24 protein-coding genes are annotated in these 24,292 nt (G+C 66.7%); 18 read left to right on the forward strand and 6 right to left on the reverse strand.

All coding sequences use genetic code 11. The features are described from left to right. Positions 1-134: 134 nt before the first annotated feature. Positions 135-1,373 (forward strand): RtcB family protein, encoded by a 1,239-nt coding sequence (locus OG874_RS01135; RefSeq protein ID WP_330253250.1) that lies wholly within the window; start codon positions 135-137, stop codon positions 1,371-1,373. A gap of 25 nt (positions 1,374-1,398) precedes the next feature. Here the strand turns inward: OG874_RS01135 and OG874_RS01140 are convergent, their stop codons facing one another. Next, positions 1,399-2,598 (reverse strand): RNA-guided endonuclease InsQ/TnpB family protein, encoded by a 1,200-nt coding sequence (locus OG874_RS01140; RefSeq protein WP_330253251.1) that lies wholly within the window; start codon positions 2,596-2,598, stop codon positions 1,399-1,401. Between OG874_RS01140 and OG874_RS44585 the strand changes: the two genes are divergently transcribed. Beyond that, positions 2,551-2,994 carry an IS200/IS605 family transposase gene (locus OG874_RS44585; protein ID WP_442943256.1) on the forward strand — a complete coding sequence of 148 codons (444 nt, stop codon included), beginning with the start codon at positions 2,551-2,553 and terminating at the stop codon, positions 2,992-2,994. The two genes, OG874_RS01140 and OG874_RS44585, sit on opposite strands and share 48 nt — an antisense overlap. 106 nt (positions 2,995-3,100) lie before the next feature. Here OG874_RS44585 and OG874_RS01145 read toward each other — a convergent pair whose 3' ends face one another. Beyond that, positions 3,101-3,583 carry a hypothetical protein gene (locus OG874_RS01145; protein ID WP_330253252.1) on the reverse strand — a complete coding sequence of 161 codons (483 nt, stop codon included), beginning with the start codon at positions 3,581-3,583 and terminating at the stop codon, positions 3,101-3,103. Positions 3,584-3,746: 163 nt separating this feature from the next. On the opposite strand from OG874_RS01145, the gene OG874_RS01150 reads away from it, so the two are divergent. Then, on the forward strand, positions 3,747-5,870 hold the full coding sequence (locus OG874_RS01150) for a RecQ family ATP-dependent DNA helicase (RefSeq protein WP_330253253.1): 2,124 nt from the start codon (positions 3,747-3,749) through the stop codon (positions 5,868-5,870). 7 nt (positions 5,871-5,877) lie between these two features. Here the strand turns inward: OG874_RS01150 and OG874_RS01155 are convergent, their stop codons facing one another. Then, the gene (locus OG874_RS01155; RefSeq protein WP_330253254.1) at positions 5,878-6,537 is read right to left on the reverse strand and encodes a TauD/TfdA family dioxygenase; all 660 of its coding nucleotides are present in this window, start codon (positions 6,535-6,537) and stop codon (positions 5,878-5,880) included. Then, positions 6,534-6,743, reverse strand: coding sequence for a hypothetical protein (locus tag OG874_RS01160; protein WP_330253255.1), 210 nt, complete (start codon positions 6,741-6,743; stop codon positions 6,534-6,536). The genes OG874_RS01155 and OG874_RS01160 overlap by 4 nt, the downstream gene beginning before the upstream one ends. 364 nt (positions 6,744-7,107) lie before the next feature. Between OG874_RS01160 and OG874_RS01165 the strand changes: the two genes are divergently transcribed. Next, on the forward strand, positions 7,108-7,392 hold the full coding sequence (locus tag OG874_RS01165; protein ID WP_330253256.1) for a DNA gyrase subunit A: 285 nt from the start codon (positions 7,108-7,110) through the stop codon (positions 7,390-7,392). Here the strand turns inward: OG874_RS01165 and OG874_RS01170 are convergent. Next, positions 7,380-8,435, reverse strand: coding sequence for an amidohydrolase family protein (locus OG874_RS01170; RefSeq protein ID WP_330253257.1), 1,056 nt, complete (start codon positions 8,433-8,435; stop codon positions 7,380-7,382). The genes OG874_RS01165 and OG874_RS01170 overlap by 13 nt on opposite strands. A gap of 1 nt (position 8,436) precedes the next feature. Beyond that, complete coding sequence (locus OG874_RS01175) at positions 8,437-9,810, reverse strand: glutamine synthetase family protein (protein WP_330253258.1); 1,374 nt, start codon at positions 9,808-9,810, stop codon at positions 8,437-8,439. A 124-nt stretch (positions 9,811-9,934) separates the two neighbouring features. On the opposite strand from OG874_RS01175, the gene OG874_RS01180 reads away from it, so the two are divergent. The 14 genes from OG874_RS01180 to OG874_RS01245 all read left to right on the forward strand — a co-directional run bounded on the left by OG874_RS01180 (position 9,935) and on the right by OG874_RS01245 (position 24,291). Further along, positions 9,935-11,200, forward strand: a complete 1,266-nt coding sequence (locus OG874_RS01180; RefSeq protein WP_330253259.1) for a glutamate-5-semialdehyde dehydrogenase — start codon at positions 9,935-9,937, stop codon at positions 11,198-11,200. 94 nt (positions 11,201-11,294) lie between these two features. Continuing rightward, positions 11,295-12,176, forward strand: a complete 882-nt coding sequence (locus OG874_RS01185; RefSeq protein ID WP_330253260.1) for an AAA family ATPase — start codon at positions 11,295-11,297, stop codon at positions 12,174-12,176. 3 nt (positions 12,177-12,179) lie between these two features. After that, positions 12,180-13,598, forward strand: coding sequence for a vWA domain-containing protein (locus OG874_RS01190; protein ID WP_330253261.1), 1,419 nt, complete (start codon positions 12,180-12,182; stop codon positions 13,596-13,598). Positions 13,599-13,608: 10 nt separating this feature from the next. Next, positions 13,609-13,950, forward strand: a complete 342-nt coding sequence (locus OG874_RS01195) for an MmcQ/YjbR family DNA-binding protein (RefSeq protein ID WP_330253262.1) — start codon at positions 13,609-13,611, stop codon at positions 13,948-13,950. A 70-nt stretch (positions 13,951-14,020) separates the two neighbouring features. Beyond that, the gene (locus tag OG874_RS01200) at positions 14,021-15,910 is read left to right on the forward strand and encodes an HSP90 family protein (protein ID WP_330253263.1); all 1,890 of its coding nucleotides are present in this window, start codon (positions 14,021-14,023) and stop codon (positions 15,908-15,910) included. Position 15,911: 1 nt separating this feature from the next. Next, complete coding sequence (locus OG874_RS01205) at positions 15,912-17,867, forward strand: hypothetical protein (RefSeq protein ID WP_330253264.1); 1,956 nt, start codon at positions 15,912-15,914, stop codon at positions 17,865-17,867. A 98-nt stretch (positions 17,868-17,965) separates the two neighbouring features. Then, entirely contained in the window at positions 17,966-18,736 is a 771-nt protein-coding gene (locus OG874_RS01210; protein ID WP_330253265.1) for an RsiV family protein, read from the forward strand. Between the two features lie 52 nt (positions 18,737-18,788). Continuing rightward, positions 18,789-19,469, forward strand: coding sequence for an RsiV family protein (locus OG874_RS01215; RefSeq protein WP_330253266.1), 681 nt, complete (start codon positions 18,789-18,791; stop codon positions 19,467-19,469). Between the two features lie 60 nt (positions 19,470-19,529). After that, positions 19,530-20,171: a nicotinate-nucleotide adenylyltransferase gene (nadD, locus tag OG874_RS01220; RefSeq protein ID WP_330253267.1), complete on the forward strand. Its 642-nt coding sequence runs from the start codon at positions 19,530-19,532 to the stop codon at positions 20,169-20,171. Next, positions 20,172-20,615, forward strand: a complete 444-nt coding sequence (rsfS, locus tag OG874_RS01225; RefSeq protein ID WP_330253268.1) for a ribosome silencing factor — start codon at positions 20,172-20,174, stop codon at positions 20,613-20,615. Next, positions 20,612-21,271, forward strand: coding sequence for a histidine phosphatase family protein (locus tag OG874_RS01230; RefSeq protein ID WP_330253269.1), 660 nt, complete (start codon positions 20,612-20,614; stop codon positions 21,269-21,271). The genes rsfS and OG874_RS01230 overlap by 4 nt, the downstream gene beginning before the upstream one ends. Before the next feature lie 673 nt (positions 21,272-21,944). Further along, entirely contained in the window at positions 21,945-22,694 is a 750-nt protein-coding gene (gene octT / locus OG874_RS01235; RefSeq protein WP_330257684.1) for a diglucosylglycerate octanoyltransferase, read from the forward strand. A 3-nt stretch (positions 22,695-22,697) separates the two neighbouring features. Continuing rightward, positions 22,698-23,540, forward strand: a complete 843-nt coding sequence (locus OG874_RS01240) for a DegV family protein (RefSeq protein ID WP_330253270.1) — start codon at positions 22,698-22,700, stop codon at positions 23,538-23,540. 253 nt (positions 23,541-23,793) lie between these two features. Continuing rightward, a complete protein-coding gene (locus OG874_RS01245) occupies positions 23,794-24,291 on the forward strand; it encodes an HIT family protein (RefSeq protein ID WP_330253271.1) in 498 nt (165 codons plus the stop codon). The last annotated feature ends 1 nt before the right edge of the window (position 24,292 follow it).

Genomic DNA, 24,292 nt, shown 5'->3' on the forward strand with positions numbered 1-24,292 from the left:
GCAAGATCGTCCGGTCGCGTCCCCGACGGCGCGATTTCTCGCAGCCATGACGTCGCGAATATTTAAGTGCGCATAGCCCGGCCGGGTAACTAGCGTTGAGGGGGAACAGACCAACACCGAGGAAGGACATTCCCATGTTTCCCGTCGAGCTGCGCGGCACCAGGGCGCAGACGCTCATGTGGGCCAACGAGCACGACATCGAGCAGGCTGCGCTGCGGCAACTGCGAAATATCGCGCAACTGCGGTGGGTCCACGGCGTCCGCGTCATGCCCGACGTGCACCTCGGCAAGGGTGCCACGGTCGGCTCAGTGATCGCGATGCGCGATGCCGTCGCGCCCGCGGCCGTCGGCGTCGATATCGGCTGCGGCATGGAGAGCGTCAAGACCGATCTCACCGCCGCCGACCTGCCGGACAACCTGCATTCGTTGCGCTCGCGCATCGAAGCGGCGGTGCCGGTCGGGTTCCAGGCGCATAAGGACGAGGTGAACGTCGTGAGGTTGGGCGCGGAATTCGCCGCCTCGCACGGTGAGCTGGCCCGGCACAACAGCGGCTGGGAGCGCTTCTGGTCCGCGTTCGGTTCGCTGAATCCGGGCGTGCAGGCACTGGAGTCCAAGGCGCACAAGCAGATCGGCTCGCTCGGCTCCGGCAACCACTTCATCGAGGTCTGCCTGGACGAGCACGACACGGTCTGGATCCTGCTGCACTCCGGTAGCCGCAATATCGGCAAGGAACTCGCCGAGCGGCATATGACCGTCGCGCGGGCCCTACCGCACAACCAGGATCTGCCCGATCGCGATCTGGCCGTATTCCTTTCCGGCACACCGGAAATGGATGCCTACCGGCGCGATCTGACCTGGGCACAGGAATACGCCGCGCGCAACCGCGCGGTCATGCTGGGCCTGGTATGCCGTGCGGTGCGCGACGAATTCGCCGGGCGCGAGGTGCGTTTCGACGAGCCGATATCGTGCCATCACAACTATGTGGCGGAGGAACTGATCGACGGCGTGCCGATGCTGGTGACCCGCAAGGGTGCGGTGCGCGCGGGCGCGGGGGACCTGGCGTTGATCCCGGGTTCGATGGGCACCCGCTCATATGTGGTGCGTGGCAAGGGAAATCCGGCCTCGTTCCAGTCGGCGTCGCACGGTGCGGGGCGGCGGATGAGCCGGAACGCGGCGAAGAAGCAGTTCACCGTCGCCGATCTGATCGCGCAGACCGAAGGGGTGGAGTCGCGTAAGGACGCGGGCGTGGTCGATGAGATCCCGGCCGCGTACAAGGACATCGATGAAGTGATCGCGGCACAGAGCGATCTGGTGGATATCGTCGCGACGCTGCATCAGGTGCTGTGCGTCAAGGGATCAACTACCCGGTCCTGAAGGACGCGGGTTTGCTGCTCACGCTCTAACTGGCTGTTAGAGGGGTGGCTGCTTTAGGCACGGTTGATTGGGCGGCCCGATAACTGTGATGTCCGAGTTCGGCGATGTTGAGGGCGGCGTTGTGGTCGGCGTGACCGCTCCACCCACAATTACGGCACCGGAACACTGCCTGGGTGGGTCTGTTCGCCCGGTTGCAGTGCCCGCAGCGGTGACAGGTTCTGCTGGTGTTACGCGGGTCGATCACCTGTACGGGCAGTCCCGCGGCTTGGGCCTTGTAGGTGATCTGGTCACGCAGTTGCGCGAACGCCCAGGAATGTAGTTGCTGCCGCTGCGCTTTGGCGAGCCGTATCCGGTCCCGGATACCCGATAGATCTTCTACCGCGATCCCCTGACCGGTGCGTTGTGCCTGGGCAACAACAGATTTCGAGAGTTGATGGTTGACGTCGGTGACGTACCGGGCTTCCTTCCTTCGCCGGGCCTTCAGTTTCCGTTTCGCGGACTTGGTCCCCACCTTCTGCAAAGCGGCCCGCAAGGTTTGGTTCCTCTTGCGGCGTGCGGTGACCGCACCACCGGACCAGCGGGCATCGAGGTTCGTGGGGTCATCGGCACTGGTCACCGCGAGGTTCACGATCCCCAGATCCACACCCAGCCACCCGGCGGGATCATCCGCCGGGACCAGCGGGGCCGGTGTATCGGTGTCGACGGTTGCGTGCAGGTAGAAGTGACCGTCGCGGAAGACCAAATCCGACTCACCCTTACGGGCGGTCAGCAGTTTCAACTGCCATGGCGCGCACACGAACCCGACCCTCCGCAGTCGCCCTGCCGTGGTCCAGATCGACACCGTCGACTGATCGATCTGCCACGACAGGCAGCGGTCGTCGAACGGTTGGCCCGCATCCTCACGGAACTTGATCGGCTTACCAACGACTTTCGCATACCGTTTCGATCCCGGCGGGCCGTAGTTCCCGCTGGTCAGGTTCGCTTGCCGGGTCGCATACGCGTCGGCGACCTTCTTGATGACCCGGATCGCCGGTTGCGCCGACAACCCGGATGCTTTGAGTTGGGCGTACACGTGTTTCTGCAGCGCGAACGGGCGATGATCGGTAACGGTGTGTGCGAGCCGCGCGACCATGTTAGCCCCCGCATTACACAACTTCAGTGTCGCTTTCAACGCCACATGCTGCTCCGGGGTGGGAGTGAGCTTGACGACAACGATCCGCTTCACAACCCACCCTCCCCGACCCGATACTCACCCGCTGCAAAACAGATCATGACAGAGGTGTGTGACAAGTTCGGCGCGACGTTGACCGAGTTCAACAGAGAAACCGACAACCTCCACCCATTGATCCACCACCCGCCGACCATGCAACTGTCCACCCTGGTCAACAGCCTCAAGAGCGTCTCCACCCGAAACCTACGGCAAGAGTTCCCCGACCACACCCAAAATACTTGTGGGGCAACCACTTCTGGTCAATGTCCTACTTCGCCGCCGCCGCAGGAGCAGCGCCCTCGCCATCATCGCCGAATACATCACCAACCAGAAACAACCCGAGCCCACGAAAGAAAGCGACCCCACCAGACACGCTCACGCAACACAGAATCAGCTTCCTCCCCGCCCTAAAGAGCCAGGCATCCACTGATCAATCCGGTGAACTTCCCCGACCGAACTGCGCCGATCGGGCAGGGCCGAATTGCAGTGAGCCCCACCGCAATTCGTCCCGAAGTATTCAGCGCCGCCGCATCGTACCCGCGACGCCCGCGCCGAGCAGGAGTAGCCCGAGAATGAATGCGTATCCGTTCGCCACCCAGGTGATCAGCGCTAACCGCATCTCATCGGACAACATCGGCAGATCGTCGTGAATGGTCCGCCAGATGTCGTCCGGGGACAGGAAGTACACGAATCCCGGCACCACACCCCAGACCAGCCCGGCCAGTACCGTCCCGGCCGGTGCGTACGCGGCCAGCGCGGCCACGAAGAACAACAGCAGCGCCCCGCCGACAATCTGGAAAGTCGACTCGGCCCGATTGACCGCGGACCCGAGGATGACCCACTGCCGGGTATCCAGCGCCGCATGCGCGGCCAGCCCGATCCCGACCGGTGTCACCACCAGACCGACCAGAACGCCGAAGAGGGTCCTTCCGAACCCGCCGGTACTGCGGAATTGGGAACCGGGCGGAGACCAACCCGGGGGCGGATCGTAGTTGGTCACGGTTACCTCCTGCGCGGTCCCACGGTGCGGAGCAATGATCTCACTCCCTTGGCCGTTACCCAGGGGTATTTCGCCATTTCCACCGACGTGGCGGCCACGGCTTCCATGACCTCGGCCAAGGTAGTTCGGATCGATGTCGGTGGTATCGGGCACGATGGAGCCCATGACCACGGCGGCCGGTACGTCAGCGATCGACCTCACCGCTCCCGACCTGCGCGAGCGGGCCGAGGAGCTACTGCGCGACCTGGCAGGACCGCGAGCGACGCTGCGGGAGGACCAGTGGACCGCGATCGAGGCACTGATCGTGCAGCGCAGGCGGGCGCTGGTGGTGCAGCGCACCGGCTGGGGCAAATCGGCGGTGTACTTCATCGCGGCCAAGCTGTTGCGGCGCGCTGGGCGTGGGCCGACGGTGATCGTGTCGCCGCTGCTCGCGCTGATGCGCAACCAGGTCGCGGCGGCCGAGCGCGCGGGCGTCGTCGCGGCGACCATCAACTCCGGCAATGTCACCGAATGGGATGAGATTCACGATCGGGTGGCGGCGGGCGATGTGGACGTGCTGCTGGTCAGCCCCGAGCGGCTGAACAATCCGGATTTCCGCGACCAGGTATTGCCCAAGCTGGCCGCCGACGCTGGACTGGTCGTGATCGACGAGGCGCACTGTGTCTCGGACTGGGGCCACGATTTCCGGCCCGACTACCGCCGCATTCGCACCCTGATCGCCGATCTCGGCTCCGACGTGCCGGTGCTCGCCACTACCGCGACCGCCAACGACCGGGTGGTCACCGATGTCGCGACCCAGATCGGCACGGACACGCTGGTGTTGCGCGGCACCCTGGATCGCGAATCGCTGCACCTGTCGGTGGTGCGCTTCGACGACGCGGTCGAACGCACCGCCTGGCTGAGCGGGCACCTCGGCAATCTGGCGGGCTCCGGCATCGTCTACACCCTCACCGTCGCCGCCGCGCACGACCTCGCCGACGTGCTGAATTCGCACGGCCACAATGTCGCCGCCTATACCGGGCAGACCGATACCGCCGAACGTGAGGTGTTGGAGGCGGCGCTGTTGAACAACGAGGTGAAGGCGCTGATCGCCACCTCGGCGCTCGGCATGGGCTTCGACAAGCCGGATCTGGGTTTCGTGGTGCACGTCGGCGCGCCGTCCTCGCCCATCGCCTACTACCAGCAGGTGGGTCGCGCGGGTCGCGGCACCGACCGCGCCGAAGTGGTGCTGCTGCCGGGACCCGAAGACGCCAGGATCTGGAGTTACTTCGCCTCCGTCGCCTTTCCGCGCGAACACATCGTGCGCGCGGTGCTCGACGCGCTGGATTTCGACCGGGCGATGTCGACCGTCGCGTTGGAGCCGCTGGTCGAGCTGAACCGCTCGCGGCTGGAGATGGTGCTCAAGGTGCTCGATGTGGACGGCGCGGTGCGGCGGGTCCGCGGCGGCTGGATCGCCACCGGGCAGCCGTGGACCTACGACACCGAACGCTACGAACGCCTCGCCGCGGCCCGCGAGGTCGAACAGCAGGCGATGATCGACTACCAGCGCACCACCGGCTGCCGCATGCAGTTCCTGCGCCGCCAGCTCGACGACCCGGGACTGCCCGCACTGGAAGGCGACGCACCCGGCTGCGGCCGCTGCGACAACTGCACCGGCACCCGGCTCGACACCACCGTCGACGCGACAGCGATCGCCACGACCCGCGCCCGCCTCGACCGGCCCGGTCTCGATCTGGCCGCGCGCAAACAATGGCCGACCGGAATGTCGAAACTCGGTATCCCGCTGTCCGGCAAGATCACCGGCGGCGCGGAGACCGGCCGCGCACTCGGCAGGCTCACCGACCTCGGCTGGGGCCAACGCCTGCGCACCCTCCTCGACGCCCCCGACGATCCGGTCCCGGATGCGGTCTTCGACGCCTGCATCGCCGTGCTGCGCGAATGGAACTGGACGACCCGCCCGACCTCGGTGCTGGCCCTCGAATCGCACCGCTACCCGGTGCTCACCGCCACCCTGGCCGCCCGTCTCGCCGAAGTCGGCCGGCTGCGCGACCTCGGCACCTTACAACTGCGCCCCGACCAGCCGCCGGTTTCCGCCGCGAACTCCGCTCATCGCGTCGCGGGCCTGTTCGACTCCTGGCTCATCCCGGACCTGAGCTCGGTCGACGGCCCCATCCTGCTCGTCGACGCCCTGTCCGATACCGGCTGGACGCTCACCGTCGCCGCCCACGCGCTACGACAGGCAGGGGCGACAGCAGTGCTGCCGTTCGTATTGGCCACCCAGACCTAGCCGCGAGTCAGCGCGTGATGATGTAGCCATCGTGGGTGTGGTGATCGCGGGAGCGACGCAGGTCGGCGACGGCGAAGGTGCGTTGCAACCAGCGGTCTGCGCCATCGTAGCGGGGCCGAAAGGCGGTGCGGCCGTGAACTGTCACGCGATTGTCGACGATGGCCAGGTCGCCTGGAGTGAGCTTGGTGGTATGGGCGACGGTGTCGCAGACTCGGCCGAATTCGGCGAGCGCGGCTTCGGCGCGGGGGGTGAGTGCCGTTGTCGCGATGGTCGCCATCCTGATGTCGGGATCCTCGGGCGCACCGGAGAGTAACGGTTTCGGCGTGCATGCCGTGTTGTCCGAGCCGAAGGAAGGCGGTGGCGCAGTGCGGAACTCCGCCGCGAACAGCGCGTCCAGGCCGGCGGCGCTCAGCAGTGGCAGCACCTCGCGCAAGCAGGCGGTGCGTAGACCAGCGGTCCGGTCGTGATCGGCGCGCAGGCACAGCAGCAGCACGTAGTCGGGTTCGTGTTGGTGAAAGGCATTCTCGTTGTGGAAGGTCAGCAGCACCGACCCGGCGTTGCCCGAGAAGGCCTCCTTTCCCCGCACCGGCACGACATCCTGCACCAGCGCACCGGACTTCTCCGCCAGATACGCGATGGGATCACCGAGCCCGCACGCGATCATCATGAGTACCGCCGCCGCGACGCCACTGCCCGCCGCAACGCCGAGGTGCGCTCGACCGGACCGGCGTGGGTCGGTACCGCGGCCAACAGCGAAGCGGCCCCCTGCGCCGCGGCCCGGATCCGATCGTTCAGCTCCGGAACCGTGCCTGCGTGCCGTACTCCCCGGAAAACAGCCACTGGCGGGTTCGGGACTGCCGCCGAGGTATCCATACCACAAGCGTATCCCGGAACAAGACCTCCCACCTGCGCTTCACTCGTATCACTGTTCGCGAATCCTCCTGCCCTGTAGGCCATCTCACTGAAACGTGCATCCCGAACCCACCACCGGTCGCCGATACCATTCCGAGCGGAACTACCGAAAGACGGCGGCGCGGAAGTAGCGGAAAACAATCGTTGCCGAGACCTGTTCCGGTTCGATCGTGCCCCTTAGCGGCGGTCGGTTCGGCGAGTCACACCGAATTGCTGGCTGGTGCGGCGCGAACGGGTTCTGGGTCGCGGACGGCGTAGTCTGAGAGTTCTCGGCTGGTACTTGTCTGAAGGTGGTTTCTGAGGCTCCGGAGGAGATGAGACGCTGGTGACGCAGGGTGTATCACGCGCGGTTGCGAAGGATCGCGAACGCCTGGAGTTGCTGACGGCTCTTGCGACGGCGTTGGACCGCCGCGACGAACTGGTCGCGCTCGTCGCTGGCTGCACCGATCAGCGGCAGGCCGAGCGTGATCTTGTGGCCAGGTTCGGGTTCACCCAGTCGCAGACGACCGTGGTGCTCGATATGCAGATTCGCCGCCTGACGCAGTTCGATCGCGAACGAATCGCCGAGGAGCTTGCTGCCGTGCGGGCACGACTGCATCACTCGGGGTAGGCCCTCGCCGCATTCCCGTGGGCGATCGCGATCACGAGTCGTTCGGCGTCGGCGGGGGTGATGACATCCTCGCCGATCCACTCGTCGAGTAGGCGGCCGAGCCCGCGTCGCCAGAGGAGTGCGCCGAGGTAGTGCAGCTCAGGAAGTCCGTAGCCATCGGAGGAGTAGAGCATCGAGTCGAAGGGGGCCAGTTCGAGTGTCTCGGCGAGTACGGCCGTGGATCGTTGTCCCACATAGGGAATCGTGAGGCCGAGGTCGAGCCGGACGTGCTCGAAGGCGTGTGCGAGGTAGGCGGCGTTGCGGTGGAAAGGCCAGCAGTGCAACAACATTACCGATAGACCGGAGCCGGCGGTGGTGCGCAGGAAATCGGTGAGCAGTAGTGGATCGGCGCGGTGCAGCCGCAGGTCGGTGTCACCGAAACCGGTGTGAAATTGCAGTGGCAGGCCGAATTCGACGCCGATGCGGACGCCGAGTCCGACCAACCACCCCAGGATGTCGGGGTCGGTCAGGCGCGACTGCGCGACGATTGCCGGGGGAGAGTCGCGTAGCGGGAAGTCCAGTCCGCATCGATACGCGACGATTGTCTTGAGGCCGACGGCATTTCGGGCGCGTTCGCGCAGCGCGGCTTCGATCTCCTCGAACGGCAGTGTTGTCGTGCCGTTCTCGGCGATGACCTGTTCGGCGACCTGTTCGAGCCGGACGATCTCGCGTACCTCGCCACCGGCCGAGGCCGCGAATTCCGATGTCCCGCCGCCGAATCCGGTATCGAGGAACCAGCGGGTCGTGCCCGCGGCCCGTAGCAGCCGCGTGGAAACCTCGCGCCAGCCGAGTTCGGCCCGCCGCGTCAGGTACTCCGCCGGATCGGCATGTGGCGCGAGGTCGAGAACTGGTGCGCACCAACGCCTTACCGCGAGACCGATCGTCGAATCGAACGTGCCGCGCTGCCCTTCGCTGAGCAGCCGCTCGAAACCGGGCCGGTCCAGATCCGCCGCTACGACGCCGTGACAGTGGTGATCGGTGAGCGCGACCCCATCGGTCAGCACGCTAGAACCGCCAGCGGGTCAGCTCGACCAGCTTGGCGGGGCTGATATCCCGATAGCGTTCGGCCTCGGCGCGGCGCACGGTGAGCAGGGCGTCGTGCATTTCGACGCCCAGGGCCTCGGCGAGCACCTTGGAGTCCGCGAGTGCGTCGGCAGCCTCGAGCGGGTTGGTGGGCAGTCGACGCACACCGGACAGCATGAGTCGTTCGGCGTCGAATCCCATCGGATCACCAATGATTTCGGCTGGTAGCCGCAGTTCTTCGGCGACACCCGCGAGTCCGGCGGCGATGACCGTGCCGACGATCAGATACGGGTTACCGGTCGCGTCGAAACATTTGATCTCCGCATTGGCCGCCCACTCCTCGGTGCCCTGCACACCGGTGATGAAGCGCAGGGCCGCTTCCCGCGTCTCCCGGCCCCAGCATTGCCAGACCCCGGCCCACCGCGAGGGTTGCAGTCGAAGGAAACTCGCCGGATTGCCCGCACCGACCGCGACCAGCGCGGGCAGTTCACGCAGCACACCGGCCAGGAACGCCTCGCCGACGCGGCGCATGCCGTAGGGGCCTTCGCCCTTGGCCAGCAGCGGTCCCTGCTCGTCGTGCAGCGAAAGATGCAGGTGCGCACCGGAACCCGCGCCGCCGGGCTCGATACACGGCGCGAGCAGCGCGCGCCAGCCGTATTGCGCGCTCATCTGCCGGATCGTGTGCCGGACCAGGACCGCGTCGTCGGCGGCCGCGACCGGATCATTGGGCGCGACCGACAACTCCAGTTGCGAGAGTGCGTATTCGGGATGGAACTGATCGACGGCGATCTCCTGGCGCTCCAAGGCCGCGACGAGATCGCTGGCGTATTCGGCCACCTGGCTCAGCCGGATCATGCTGTAGGCGGGTCCGTACATGGCTGGAACGAAATCGTGCTCGGCATCGGCGCGGCCGACCGCCCACTCCGTCTCGAACGCCATCGACAGCCGCAGACCGGACTCCTGCGCCGCCTCGGCCTGCCGGGTCGCGAAGGCGCGCTGGCAGGCGACGAAGCGGGTGCCGTCCTGGGTGAACTTATCGGCGGGCGCCCACGCCCAGCCCGGCTGACAGGCGAGTTCGGTCAACCGGGACAGGTCGGGGATCAGGCGCAGATCGCCATCGGGTCCGCCGAGGTATCGGCCGACGGACATCAGATCGTCGAAGGTGAACGTCTCGAAACAAGGCGAAACGCCGATGCCGTATCTGGCGGCGTGCGCCAGCCGCCCCTTCGGCACGGTCTTCACTCTGGTTATCCCGGCGTTGTCCACGAAGGACAGGGCAACCATATGGGCCTCGAGGTGCCCGATCAACGCATCGTGGGCACCTTCGGCCGGGATCCGATCCGGCATGTTGGGCATGAATCCCAAGATAATCCGCGTACGCCCGCCGCGGTACGGACTCGGCCGATGGACCGCCGGATGGCGGGAATTGGGCGCTCAGGCCAGTCCGGCCTGCTGCCGGGCTGGTCAGTAAGCTGTACCCATGACGGTAGGAACGGCGACCGGCCAGGATGTCCGCGAGATCGTGCACGATGCCGCGCGGAGGGCGCGCGTCGCCTCGCGTGTCCTCGCGCAGCTGACCACAGCGCAGAAGAACGAGGCGCTGCATGCGGCCGCCGACGCGTTGCTCGCGGCGGCCGATTCCGTGCTCGATGCCAATGTCGAGGATCAACTGGCCGCCAAGTCGGCGGGGATCGAGGAGTCGCTGCTGGATCGGCTGCGGCTGAACAAGCCGCGCATCGATGGCATCGCCTCCGGGCTGCGCCAGGTGGCCGGACTGCCCGATCCGATCGGGGTGGTCCTGCGCGGCTCGACGCTGCCGAACGGGCTGGAGATCCGGCAGGTCCGGGTGCCGCTCGGCGTGGTCGGCATGGTCTACGAGGCCCGGCCGAACGTCACCGTCGACGCCTTCGGGCTGACGCTCAAATCCGGCAATGCCGCACTGCTGCGCGGGTCCTCCTCGGCCGCGCACTCCAATGCCGCGCTGGTCGCGGTGTTGCGGGAAGCGCTTGTCGCGCAGGATCTTCCGGCCGATGCCGTGCAGCTGCTGCCCAGCTTCGACCGCTCCAGCGTGATCCACCTGATCCAGGCCCGCGGCCTGGTCGACGTGGTGATCCCGCGCGGCGGCGCCGGGCTGATCAACGCGGTGGTCCGCGACGCGCAGGTGCCGACCATCGAGACCGGCACCGGCAACTGCCACGTCTACGTGCATGCCGCCGCCGATCTGGAGATGGCCGAGCAGATCCTGATCAACGCCAAGACCCGCCGTCCCAGCGTCTGCAATGCCGCCGAGACGGTGCTCATCGACGATGCCATCGCCACCACCGCGGTGCCGCGGCTGATCCAGGCGCTGGAGCGCCACGGCGTCACCGTGCACGGTGACCTGCCAGGCCTGGTACCCGCCAACGATCAGGACTGGGGCGAGGAGTACCTCACGCTCGATATCGCGCTGAAGGTCGTCGCCGATCTGGACGCGGCCGTCGAGCACATCAACACCTGGGGTACCGGCCACACCGAGGCCATTGTCACCGGTGAGCTGGCCGCGGCCAACGAATTCACCAGCCGCGTCGACGCCGCCGCCGTCATGGTGAACGCCTCCACCGCCTTCACCGACGGCGAGCAGTTCGGCTTCGGCGCCGAAATCGGCATCTCCACCCAGAAGCTGCACGCCCGCGGCCCGATGGCGCTGCCCGAGCTGACCTCCACCAAGTGGATCGTCTGGGGCGACGGTCAGATCCGCCCGGTCTAGCGGGGAGCCGAATTCTTTCGGCGTAAGAACCGCTGATCACTTGCTTCGGACCGTCCCGTAGCGTGAGGGGTGAGTTTGGAAGGAAGGACGCCACGTGGCTACCGATAGCGCAGTGCAGGAGCCGATTTTTACATCGGTCGACGATGTGATCGAGCAGCTGGCCACGACCGGGTACCTGGCCGATAAGGCCACGGCGACCTCGGTGTTCCTGGCCGACCGTCTCGGTAAGCCGCTGCTCATCGAGGGCCCGGCCGGTGTCGGCAAGACCGAACTGGCCAGGGCGGTCGCGCAGACGGCAGGCGCGGAACTGGTTCGCCTGCAGTGTTATGAGGGCGTCGACGAGGCCCGCGCGCTGTACGAGTGGAATCACGCCAAGCAGATTCTGCGCATCCAGGCCTCCAGCGAAAACGACTGGGAGGAAACCAAGGCAGACGTCTTCACCGAGGAGTTCCTGCTGTCGCGGCCGCTGCTGACCGCGATCCGGCGCACCGATCCGACCGTGCTGCTCATCGACGAGACCGATAAGGCCGACGTCGAGATCGAGGGTCTGCTGCTCGAGGTGCTCAGCGATTTCGCCGTCACCGTCCCGGAGCTCGGCACCATCATCGCGGCCCGCAAACCGTTCGTCGTGCTGACCTCCAACGCCACCCGCGAACTGTCCGAGGCGCTCAAGCGTCGCTGCCTCTACCTGCACCTGGACTTCCCGGACGAGGAACTCGAGCGCCGCATCCTGGCCAGCCGGGTGCCGGAGCTGTCCGCCGCGGTCGCCGCCCAGCTGGTGCGGATCGTGCACGTGCTGCGCGGTATGCAGCTGAAGAAGCTGCCGAGTGTCGCCGAATCCATCGACTGGGGCCGCACGCTGCTCGCACTTGGCCTGCAGGATCTCGATGACACCACGGTGCGCGCCACCCTCGGTGTCGTGCTCAAACACCAGGCCGACCACCAGCGCGCGCTGGCCGAGCTGAAGCTGGCCTGAGCCATGACGCCGGGATCGGTGCCCACGGACTTCAGTGCGCCGCACGGGATTCCGGGGCATCTGGTGAGTTTCGTCGAGGCGTTGCGGGCCCGTGGTATTCCGGTGGGGCCGTCGGAGACCGTGGACGCGGGCCGGGTGGTGACCGTACTGGATCTGCTGGACCGCGACGTGTTGCGCGAGGGCTTGGCATGTGCGCTGTTGCGCCGCACCACCCATCGCAGCACCTTCGACGGGCTGTTCGATCTGTGGTTCCCGGCCGCGCTCGGTGATCGTGGCGGTGACATCGATGATATCGAGATCCCGCGCACGCCAACGGGTGAGGTCGATATCCAGGCACTGCGCGAATTGCTCGCCGAGTTGCTGACCGACGAACATGCGGGGCGGCGGCTGGAACTGCTCGCGGCACAGATCGTCGAACAGCTGGGGCAGTACCAATCTGCGCGCGGCCCATCGTATTCGGCGTACCAGGCGCTGAAAGACGTACAGCCGCAAACACTGCTGGCCAAGATCCTGGCCGGGCTCGGCGCCGGGCCTGATACCAGCGATTTCGATACCGAGGTCGCGCGAAGGACAGCCCGGCAGCGTATCGATGATTTCCGCGAGAGCGTGGAGTCGGAGACGCGCAGGCGGGTCGCCGAGCGGATCGGCCGGGAACGCGTGGCGAGCTACAGCGTCAAGCGGCAGGTGGAGGATGTCGACTTCCTGCGTGCCTCGGAGACCGAGTTGGCCGAGATGCGGCGCAGCACCCAACGACTGGCCCGGATCCTCGCATCCCGGCTTGCCGTGCGGCGCAGGCATGCTCGCCGTGGCGAGATCGATATGCGCAAGACGCTGCGCAAGTCCATGTCGACTGGCGGTGTGCCGATCGACCTGGTGAACCGCAAGCCGCGGCCCGGCCGTCCGGAGCTGGTCCTGCTCTGCGATGTGTCCGGTTCGGTGGCCGGGTTCAGCAACTTCACGCTGCTGCTGGTCAACGCGCTGCGCGAACAGTTCTCGCGGGTGCGCATCTTCGCCTTCGTGGACCGGACCGATGAGGTGACCCGGTTCTTCGATCCGAACACCCAGCTGGACAAGTCGATGGCCCGGATCTTCGCTGAGGCGGATGTCGTCGGCCTGGACGGACATTCCGACTACGGCAGCGCACTGGCCGGATTCGCGCAGGACTTCCCCGATGCGGTCACCGCCCGCAGCTCGCTGCTGATTCTGGGGGACGCGCGCACGAATTACCGTGATCCGGAACTGGATACGCTGCGCTCACTGGTGCGTACCGCCAAGCACGCACACTGGCTCAACCCCGAGATGCGCACCAATTGGGGTTCGGGTGATTCCGCCGCCGACAAGTATCAGCAAGTGATCGAGATGCACGAATGCCGCTCGGCCAAACAACTGACCGCGGTGGTGTCCCGACTACTTCCGGTGTGAGGAGCGAGCTTTGAACGAGGCCGACCTGCTGAAGTACTGTCTCGCCAAACCCGGTGCCTGGCAGGATGAGCCGTGGGAAGGCGATATCGTCGCGAAGGTCGCCGATAAGATCTTCGCCTTCCTCGGGTCGGCGTCGGTCGGGCTCAAATGCGGTGCCAATCGGGCCGAGGCCGATGAACTGGTGCTGATCTACCCCGAAGATGTCGCGGCATCGGCGTATATCGGCCGCTATGGCTGGAACACCATCAAGCTGGACGGGGCGGTGCCCGCGGACGAACTGCGCGAACTGATCGATCAGTCCTATGACGTGGTGGTGCGCAAGCTCCCCAAATCCAAGCGTCCGACCGGTTAACAAAACCGATGGTCGCGGCCATCAGCTTTCCTTAAGCGGATCGTTGGCGCTGGACACCAAGATTCGTCGCATGGTGAAGAGCACGCCGGATGGTGCACGGGCCGGGTCGGGCCAGGGTGGTGGGTCGGGTCAGGGGAGTGGGCCGGACCAGAGTTATTCGTTCCAGGTCGATTTACGCGGGATAGTGGACCTGCTGTCGCATCACCTGTACTCGAGCCCGCGGGTCTACATTCGTGAGCTGTTGCAGAACGCGGTCGACGCCGTTACCGCGCGCAAGCAGCTCGATCCCTTGGCCCCCACCGCGATTCGTTTCGTCATCGACGAATCCGGTCTGCGGATATCTGATCCGGGCATCGGTCTCACCGAGTCGGATGTGCACCGCTTTCTCGCGACTATCGGACATTCGTCGAAGCGTGACGATATCGAGGGCGCCCGGCGAGAGTTCCTCGGGCAGTTCGGCATCGGGCTGCTGGCTTGCTTCACCGTCGCCGAGACCGTCCGGGTGGTCACCCGCTCGGCCGGCGATCCGGCCGCACCACCCGTCGAATGGCTGGCCGCCGCCGACGGCACCTACTCGCTTCGCTCGCTCGACCCGGAAGACCATCAAAACCCCGGCACCACAGTGCATCTCACGCCGCGTGCCGGTGCGGAACCCTGGTTCGCGCCGGGACGGGTGCTGGAACTGGTCCGCGATTACGGGTCGCTGCTGCCCTATGAGGTGACGGTCGAGGCGAACGGCGCGGGACTACGCGCCACCGACAGGCGGCCGGTATGGCAGCGTAACTACGCGTCTCCGGCTCAGCGTCGCGCCGCGCTGTTCGAATATGGCGAGCGAGTACTCGGCTTCACTCCGCTGGATGTGATCGATCTCGATGCCGAATTGGCGGGACTCAGCGGCGTCGCCTTCGTCCTGTCGCAGCCGGGCAATCCGGCCGAAAGCAGCGCGCACCGGGTGTATCTCAAGGGCATGCTGCTCGGTGACGCGGTGCGCGGATTGCTGCCGGACTGGGCCTTTTTCGTGCGCTGCGTGATCGACACCGACAGCCTGCGGCCGACCGCCTCGCGGGAGGGACTCTACGAGGACGAACGTCTCGCCATCGTCCGCGACAGCCTCGGCGACCGAATGCGCGACTGGCTCACCGAAATCGCCGCCGAACAGCCCGAGCGACTGGCCACCTTCCTGTCCGTGCACGCGCTCGGGGTCAAGGCGATGGCCCGGCATTCCCCGGACATGCTGCGGATCATGTTGCCGCACTTGTTGTTCGAGACGACCGATGGCCGGGTTCCGCTGACCGAATTCGCGCGCAACCATCCGGCGGTGCGGGTGACGGCGACGGTGGAGGAGTTCCGCCAGGTGGCCGCGACGGCGGCCGCGCAGGGCATCGGCGTCGTCAATGGCGGCTACACCTATGACGCGGAACTGCTCGCCCTGCTGCCCTCGATCCTGCCCGGCGTGACGGTGACCGAATTGGACGCGGACGCGGTCACCGCCGCCTTGGACCTGGTCGACCCGGCCGATGAACTGGCGCTGGCCCCAGTGCTCGCCGCCGCCCGCATCGCACTGGATCCGCTGTCCTGCGATGTGATTCTGCGTGCGTTCCATCCGGTTTCGGTGCCCGCGCTACATCTGGACAGTCGCGGTGCCCGCAATGAACGAACGCGGGTCGACACCGCGGCCGACGCGGCCGAGCTCTGGGGCGAAATCCTCGGCGCCCTCGAGGCCAGCGCACCGCGCGCCCAGTTGGTACTGAACCACCACAGTCCGGTGGTGCGCCGACTGAGTCGGATCGGCGATCCCGCCTTCCTGAAGACCGCGCTCGAATCGCTGTACGGCCAGGCGTTATTGATGACGCACCGGCCGCTGCGCCCGGCCGACACCGCGCTGCTCAACCGCGCGTTCGGTGAATTCCTCAGCTGGGCGACCCGGCACGCGGCGGGCGAGTCCGCGGGGGAGGCCTGAGATGGACACCTCCGAGATCCAGACGGCACTGGTGCAGAGCCGTTCGCTGCCGCACGGACGCGGCCGCACCGAACGCCTGGAAACCCTTGCCGCCGCAGCGAAATCGGCTCCCGACCGGGCACTGGAGGGGAGTGTCCTGTTGGAGCTGGCGAAGGCCTATGCCTATGCGGGCGAACGCGATCTGGCCCCGGTCGCCTACGGCAGGCTGCTGCGGATCTACGACGAATTCCCCGCCGAACTCGGTCCGATGACGCATTCGGTGCACTGGTACCTGAAATGGCTGACCTGGGGCCTGATCGAGAACCCAGCGGTGCCACTGCGGACCACCTATCGCTGGCTCGACGAACTCGAAAGCCGTTACCGGCAGCGCGGATACAGTGCTCGGCCGGTGCTCGCGCTGCGCTCGGACCTGGCCCGCGAACTGGGTGAGCACGACGCGGCGGCGAAGCTGCTCGACGCGGCCCGTGCCGCGCCGCGCGACAGTATGTCCGACTGCGACGCCTGCGAACGCGACCAATGGGGCGCGAACTACGCGCAGGCCGGCGATGACGAGGCCGCGCTGGAGTGCTGGGGTCCGGTCATCGACGGCGCGCGCAGCTGTGCCGAGCAGCCGCACCGGGTGCTCGGGCAGGCGTTGCTGCCGATGCTGCGTACCGGTCGCGCCGCCGAGGCGCGCAGCGCGTATTTGACGGGTTATCCACTGGTACGCCACCTTCCGGATCTGCGCCGCTCGGTGGGCGAGCACATCGAGTTCTGTGCGTTGACCGGGAACGAGGCACGCGGGCTCGAAATCCTGGCCGAACATACGGCGTGGCTCACCGACCCCGGCGCCGACGTCGCCATCCGGCTCGCCTTCATCACGGGTGTCTGGGTGCTGCTGCGGCGATTGACCGAGCTCGGTCACGGTGGTCTCGAAGTCGGTGCGGGAACGGTGGATTCGGTGCGCGCGGACCTGACCGTCGAAATCGACGAGCTGACCGCACGATACGACGCCCGCAACGGCAGTACGGTGGTCGGCGATCGGATCGCAGCCCGGCTCGCTCAGCGGCCGCTGGTCGACCAGCTCCCGCTCGGTGTGCGAAACACCTTGCCGCGCAAGGTTGCTGCCATCGAGCCAGTCGCCAACACGTCCGCGGAGCAGGCCGAGGACGCACAGCAACTGGCCGAATTGGCCGCCCAGCGACTCGTCGACGATCCGGAGGACGCCGAACAGTATCTGCGGCAGGCACTCTCGATCGGCGCGACTGTTCTACCCGCCGAACATATCGCGCGCCTCAGTTCCCAGCTCGTCATGGCGCTGTCCGGGCAGCCGGGCCGGGAATTCGAATTGGCCGACGCGGCATTGACCGCGGCCGCGCGCTGGGAGCCGATCTCGACCGCGGACGCGGAACACCTCACCTTTGTCGCCGCACGGGCGCTGCACCGGGCCGGGCGGTACGGCGAAGCGGCCGCGCTGTTCGAACAGCCGCTCGCGGCCGGTGCGATGCCCTATCCGCCCGCCGAGATGGCGATCCTGCGCCGCCAGTACGGCGAATCCCTGCGCAAGCTCAACCGCTACCGTGACGCGGCGCGGCAATTCGTCGAGGGCGCTCGATTGGTCGACAACGATCCCGATCGCGTCGAGTTGGCGGCCGAGCTGGCCTGGTCGGCGGCGTCGGTCCTGGATTTCTGCGGTGAGGACGAACAAGCGGTCGCCGCCTTCCTACGCGCGGCCCGACTGTGGGGCGAGCTCGGCCGCATCGGCTCGCGCGCCAGATGCCTGCGCTCGGCCGCCTGGCTGCAGCTCTACGGCAACGGCATGGCGCCGGATCGGCCATGGCTGGCGACGATGCGTGGACTGCTCGCGGAACTGGAGGAGCTGGCGCAGACTTCTCCGTCGGCCGAGGTCAACACCGAACTCCTGAACACCCGCAGTCAACTCGCGGATATGCAGAGCGACGTCAGCGAGGCGGACTGACGGCCGTTTGTGGACTGTAAGGGAATTGATAGGCCGGATCGGCATCGTTGTCGATGACACCGGGATCGCCTCGGTGTGATGTCGATTCGGAGTTCCAGATGAAAAAGACCGCTGCCGCACTCGGTGCGCTGGCCACCGCCGCTGTGCTGACGGCCTGTGGGCCGGACGGATCGCCCACGACCGGCGCCGGATCGCCGTCGGCGACCTCGACCGTGGCGGGTACGCCGTCGACCAGCACGCCGACGTCCGTCGCCGGATCTCCTCAGGCCGATCCCACCGCGCCCTTCACCGCGACCACCCTGCATCTCGAAGGTGACGGCTACAAACTCGACGTACCGCAGGTCGCCGGTGGAAACGCCGACGCGCGAACCGAATTCAACGTGGCCATGCAGGACGCGGCGCGGGTGTGGATCGGGCGCATCAGCTCACCAGGCGATTCGGTCACCGGCGGTGACAGCCAGGTCGTGCATATCGGCGCGCATGTACTCAGCGGGCACTTGGTCACCATCATGTACAGCGCGCATGCGGCACACCCGAACAGTTTCGATTCCGCACACGTCACCGATATCGAAACCGGTAAGGCGATCGGCCTGCCCGAACTGTTCACCGATCTGCAGCAGGGGCTGAACGCGCTCTCGACGGCGGCCGAAACCCTCGTCGAGCAGAACCCGAGGGCGACGGGCTACGACCGCGGCCAGCTCACCCCCGTGGCCGAGCACTTCCAGACCTGGGTCGCCACGCCGGAGGGCATGCGCATCTACCTCGGTGAGATCGCCTCGCACGCCGCGGGCAATATCGACGTCACCGTGCCGTGGGCCGCGCTGGACAGTGTGCTGAAGCCGGGGATGCGAGCGGTGGTGAGCAGCTGACGATCAGGTCGCGGTGGTAGCTTCTCGGGCACGGACGAGCTAGGGAGGCTGAATGAGGAAGACCGCTGCCGCTGTCCTGCTCAGCGTGCTGATGGTCGTGCTCACGGCCTGCGGGTCCGACGATCGGGCCGACTCGTCCGCGGCATCGGGCTTCACCGCGACCTCGATCCGGCTCGAAGGCCCGTTTTATAGCGTCGATCTGCCGCAGGTGGACGGCGGAAAGGCCGACGCGCGTACCGATTTCAATGACGGTATGCGCGCCGAGGTGGATCCGTTCGTGCGGAGCGCGGCGGAGAAACAGAAGGTCAAGGGGTTCAACAGCGAGGTCGCCCATATCGGCGGCCATGTGCTCAGCGGTGTGCTCGGCATCGAAGTCGACGACGGCTGGACGCATCCGACCACCTATAAGCGCACCCATGTGACAGATATCGACACCGGGAAGGCACTCACCCTGCCGGACCTGTTCACCGATCTCGACAAGGGCCTGGAGGTGCTGTCGACGCAGGCGGCGGCGCAGCTCCCGAAGACGCGTGTCGGCACGAACGCCTACGACGAGCAGCGCATCGCCCCGACCGTGCAGAACTTCCAGGACTGGCTTGCCACGCCCGACGGCCTGCGCGTCTACGTCGGGGAGATCGCCTCGCACGCGCTGGGCTATATCGACCTCACCATCCCGTGGTCCGAACTCGACGCGGTGCTGAAGCCGGGTTTGCGGGCGGTCGTCAGCAGTTGACCGCCCGGGCGACGGCGTCGACCCAGGTCGGGCCGAACCGACCGGTTAAGCTCGGCACTCATGCAGGAGAACGGTCGGCGTCGACGCAAGCTGGGGGTGATGGGTGGCACCTTCGACCCCATCCACCACGGCCACCTCGTCGCGGCCAGTGAGGTCGCGAACCGGTTCGAGCTGGACGAAGTGATCTTCGTCCCTACCGGACAGCCGTGGCAGAAGGCCGATAAGCAGGTCAGCCCGGCCGAGGATCGCTACCTGATGACCGTGATCGCGACCGCCTCCAACCCCCGATTCTCGGTCAGCCGGGCCGATATCGACCGGGGCAAGGTCACCTACACCGTGGACACGCTGCGCGAGATGCGTACCAAGCATCCCGACGCCGAGCTGTACTTCATCACCGGAGCTGACGCACTCGCCAACATCTTGACGTGGCAGGATTGGGCGGAGTTGTTCGAACTGGCGAAGTTCGTCGGGGTGAGCCGACCGGGGTATGAGCTGAACACCGATCATCTCGAGGAGCATCTGCGTGACCTGCCGGTCGACGCGGTGACCATGATCGAGATCCCGGCGTTGGCGATCTCATCGAGTGAATGCCGTCGTCGAGCCGCGGAGAACCGGCCGGTGTGGTACCTCGTGCCCGACGGCGTAGTGCAGTACATATCGAAACGGCATTTATACGTGCCCGTAGGAGTGGAAGGTAAGTAATTGAGCGCATCTATCGAGTCGGTGGAGATGGCGCAGGTCGCCGCCCGTGCGGCGGACGAGAAGCTGGCCTCCGACGTCGTGGTGCTCGACGTGTCCGAGCAGTTGGTGATCACCGACTGCTTCGTGATCGCTTCCGCGCCGAACGAGCGTCAGGTCAACGCCATCGTCGACAACGTCGAGGAGAAGCTGCGTGAGGCCGGGCACAAGCCGGTCCGCCGCGAGGGCACCCGGGAGGGCCGCTGGGCGCTGCTGGACTATGTCGATGTAGTCGTGCACATCCAGCACAATGACGAACGCAATTTCTATGCGCTGGAGCGGCTTTGGAAGGACTGCCCGGTGGTTCCGGTGGACGGGATCTCGGCGGGTAGTGATGTGTTCAAACATGCTGCGGCAGAACACGACACCGTGGCGGTGAACGGCGAGGCGGAGGAAGACTCCGAGTGAACAAGTATGCCGGCGTCCGCACGCTGATCCTGTTGCGGCACGGGCAGACCGAATGGAACGCCGCGGACCGGATGCAGGGGCAGATCGACACCGATCTCACCGAACTCGGCCGTCGTCAGGCGAAAGAGGCTGCGCGCGAACTGGTTTCGCGCAACGCGATCGCCATCGTCTCCTCCGATCTGCGGCGTGCGTTCGATACCGCCTCGGCACTGGCCGAGCACGCCGATGTCCCGGTGGTCCTGGATCCGCGGCTGCGCGAAACCAACCTCGGCGACTGGGAGGGATTGACCCATCTGGAGGTCGACGCCGACTATCCGGGCGCGCGGGTGGCCTGGCGGTTGGACGCGGCCTATACCCCGCCGGGCGGCGAGAGCAAGCTCGAAGTCGGCGCGCGGTCGCTGCCCGTCGTTCGAGAATTGTTCGCCGAGCGGCAGGATTGGCCCGGCCGGTCTATCATCCTGGTGGCGCACGGCGGGCTGATCGCCGCCCTCACGGCCGCGCTGCTCGACCTGCCGCCGCGGAATTGGCCTGCCCTTGGGGGATTGGCCAATACCAGTTGGGTGCAGCTGAGTAGCCATGGCCCGAGCATCGATCAACCTGGTTGGCGCCTAGATGTGTGGAACGCATTGGCGAAGGTGGCCCCGGATGTCCTCTGAAGAACCGGTTCGTCAGGTACCGGACGAAATGTTTCGTCGGGTTTCGGCGAAGCCCGAACGGGCGATTCCGGATGCCCTATTCGGACCTCCCCCGGCGAAGAAGCCGGAGCCGGCCGAACCGGCCGAATCGGACACGTCCGAGACCGAGGACGATGATTCGGTGTCGGCCGAGTCCGGCGAAGGGGCCGACGAGCCTGTCATGCCTGCCGCCGAGTCCGGTTCCGGTGCGGAGCCCGCGGCGCCGGCGGATGAGCCACCGGAAGGTGTTGCGGCGGCATCCGATACGGGCGAGTCCGTGGCTGTTGAAACCGTGGCTGTCGAAACTGTGGCTGTCGAAACTGTGGCTGTCGAAACTGTGGCTGTCGAAACTGTGGCTGTCGAAACTGTGGCTGTTGAAACCGTGGTCGTCGAAACTGTGGTCGTCGAAACTGTGGTCGTCGAAACTGTGGTCGTCGAAACTGTGGCCGAGTCCGTGACCGGCGGTGCAGCGCCTGCGGGCGAGGCAGTCACCGCCGCAGTGGAATCCGTAGCCGACGCGTCTGCGGTGTTATCTGCCAGCGGTGACGAGGCCGCGTCTGCTATAGCGGATTCCGCAGTCATCGCCGAACCCGTGCTGGCTGGCGTCGCGCCGAGCGCGGCCGATTCCGCGGCACCGGTTGTCGGCGATGGCGTTGTGCCCGTTGAGGAATCCGCGTCGACCGACGAACCGCAGAAGTCGGATCGGCCGGTGCTGCTGGTGATCGCGGACTCGCTATCCTACTTCGGCCCGAAGGGCGGTCTGCCCGCGGACCATCCGAAGATCTGGCCGAACCTGGTTGGCGCCGAACTCGATTGGGATGTCGAGCTGATCGGGCGGATCGGCTGGACCTGCCGCGACGCCTACTGGGCGCTGATCGGCGACCCCCGCGTGTGGGCCGCGGTGCCGCGCGCGGGTGCGGTCGTCTTCGCCGTCGGCGGGATGGACACCTTGCCCTCGCCGCTGCCGACCGCGTTGCGCGAGCTGATCCGCTATGTGCGCCCGCCCGTGCTGCGTCGCGCTGTGCGCGCCACCTACAACTGGCTGCAGCCGAAGCTGTCGAAACTCGGTCGGCCCGTGGCGTTACCGCCGAAGGTGAGCGTGGACTACCTCGAGCAGTCGCGGGAAGCGCTGGCCCAATTGCGTCCCGATCTGCCGGTCGTCGCGGTGCTGCCGTCGGTGCACGACTGCGCTGCCTACGGGCGCGTGCACAGCGGCCGCGAGCGTGCGGTGCAAGCGCTGCGCGCCTGGTCGTCGAAGACCTCGGTACCGCTGGTCGATCTCGGTGACGCGGTGCGCGACAACATCTTTTCCGGTGAGGCGAATCCGGACGGCATCCACTGGGGTTGGGCCGGGCATACCGCGGTCGCGAATTCGATGGTGAAGACCCTGCAGGAAGTTCGGTAGTCCGTGGCCGTTGTGGTCGTCACCGATTCGTCCGCCAGCCTCCCTGCCGAACTCGTCGGTGAGTTGGACATTGCCGTTGTCCCGCTGCACGTTCTGGTCGGCGACCGCGCCATCCGCGAAGGCGTCGACGCCATCGATATCGATTACGCCTCCGAGACCGTGACGACCTCGGCGGCCTCACCCGGCGAACTGCGCGCCGCCTACGAGCGGGCGCTCGAGCTGAGCAATGGGGATGGCGTTGTCGCGGTGCACATTTCGCGCCAACTCTCCGGCACCTGGGAGGCGGGCCGGCAGGCGGTCCGCGATATGGATGCCGCCGACCGGGTTCGGCTGGTCGACTCGCTCGGCGCGGGCCTGGCCACCGGCCTGCCGGTGCTGGCCGCCGCCCGCCGCGCGCACGACGGTGCGGCCTTGAATGTCGTCTACGACACCGCTGTCGCCGCGTCGAGCCGATCGCGCACCTTCATCCTGGTGAACCGGACCGAGCAATTGCGCCGCGGCGGCCGATTGAGCAGCGCCGCAGCCTTTTTCGGCAGTGAGCTGGTGAGCAAACCGCTGTTGCAGATCGTCGAGGGCCGCCTCGAACTGCGGGAGAAGGTCCGCACCCGCTCCAAGGCCTACGCCAAACTCGTTGCGGCAGCGCTCGATGCGGCGGGCGAGGACGGTGCCGCCGTCGCCGTCCAACACCTCGGCGCGGCGGACGCGGCGAATACCGTCGCCACCCAACTCCGCGATCTGGTTCCCGGAATCCGCGAAATGATCGTCGCTGAATTCGGGCCCACCCTCGGCGTGCATCTGGGCGTCGGCGCGGTCGGCGTGCTGGTCGTGCCCGGCGGCTGCGCCTAGTCATTGGTATTAATTCTCACTGATCGCAACCCCTTGTGTGGACGCCGGCGGTGACTAGCGTCGCGGCATGACGAGTTCCGCAACTCCGATCAAACCGCCGCCCCTATCCGACTGTGTCGCGAAGAGCCCGCACTGATCGATGCCACGAACCCCAATGTGCGGCGGGGCCGCGGGGCGTCCGCGCCCGGTCCGACCTCGTCAACGGGATATCACGAAGTGCAGGAGGAGTTCTCGCCGATATGCGAGGCGGTGGGTGACGCTCGACATCGAAGTGGCGGCGGTACGCGCCAACTATGGTGATGGTGTGGGGAGCGAATGCCGGATCTGCGATAAGCATCGGGGGATCGGTGGGCTGGTGGGCCCGGTGATCTATGAAGACGACCTGGTGCTGGTGACGCATCGGCCACTGACCGAGGGCATGCCGGTGCCGGGCTATCTGTTCGTGGAGACCCGGCGGCATGCCCCGACGTTATCCACCCTGACCGACGCCGAGGCGCGGGCGGTGGGCTGGGCGGCCCGCCGCGCCGCGCGGGCGTTGCAGCGTGAGCTGGCACCGGAATTCGTGTTCTCGGCGATCACCGGTCTGAGTGTGGCGCATTTCCACCAACACGTCTTCGCCCGCCCACACGGCACGCCCGCGTCGGTGCCGTGGACGAACGCCGATGCGTGGCCGGATGCGCCACGCATCGATCCGCCCGGCCTCGCGGCGTTGTGCGACCGCCTGGCCGGCCATTTCACCACTGAGCGTTGAA

Origin of the sequence: Nocardia sp. NBC_00565 (assembly GCF_036345915.1) — a bacterium.
Classification (GTDB): domain Bacteria; phylum Actinomycetota; class Actinomycetes; order Mycobacteriales; family Mycobacteriaceae; genus Nocardia.

Coding starts and splice junctions, on each gene's coding strand:
- OG874_RS01135 (WP_330253250.1), top strand. CDS start 135: ATGTTTCCCGTCGAGCTGCGCGGCACCAGGGCGCAGACGCTCATGTGG.
- OG874_RS44585 (WP_442943256.1), top strand. CDS start 2,551: ATGCTGCTCCGGGGTGGGAGTGAGCTTGACGACAACGATCCGCTTCAC.
- OG874_RS01150 (WP_330253253.1), top strand. CDS start 3,747: ATGACCACGGCGGCCGGTACGTCAGCGATCGACCTCACCGCTCCCGAC.
- OG874_RS01155 (WP_330253254.1), bottom strand. CDS start 6,537: ATGATGATCGCGTGCGGGCTCGGTGATCCCATCGCGTATCTGGCGGAG.
- OG874_RS01160 (WP_330253255.1), bottom strand. CDS start 6,743: ATGGATACCTCGGCGGCAGTCCCGAACCCGCCAGTGGCTGTTTTCCGG.
- OG874_RS01175 (WP_330253258.1), bottom strand. CDS start 9,810: ATGCCCAACATGCCGGATCGGATCCCGGCCGAAGGTGCCCACGATGCG.
- OG874_RS01180 (WP_330253259.1), top strand. CDS start 9,935: ATGACGGTAGGAACGGCGACCGGCCAGGATGTCCGCGAGATCGTGCAC.
- OG874_RS01190 (WP_330253261.1), top strand. CDS start 12,180: ATGACGCCGGGATCGGTGCCCACGGACTTCAGTGCGCCGCACGGGATT.
- OG874_RS01200 (WP_330253263.1), top strand. CDS start 14,021: ATGGTGAAGAGCACGCCGGATGGTGCACGGGCCGGGTCGGGCCAGGGT.
- OG874_RS01205 (WP_330253264.1), top strand. CDS start 15,912: ATGGACACCTCCGAGATCCAGACGGCACTGGTGCAGAGCCGTTCGCTG.
- OG874_RS01210 (WP_330253265.1), top strand. CDS start 17,966: ATGAAAAAGACCGCTGCCGCACTCGGTGCGCTGGCCACCGCCGCTGTG.
- OG874_RS01215 (WP_330253266.1), top strand. CDS start 18,789: ATGAGGAAGACCGCTGCCGCTGTCCTGCTCAGCGTGCTGATGGTCGTG.
- nadD (WP_330253267.1), top strand. CDS start 19,530: ATGCAGGAGAACGGTCGGCGTCGACGCAAGCTGGGGGTGATGGGTGGC.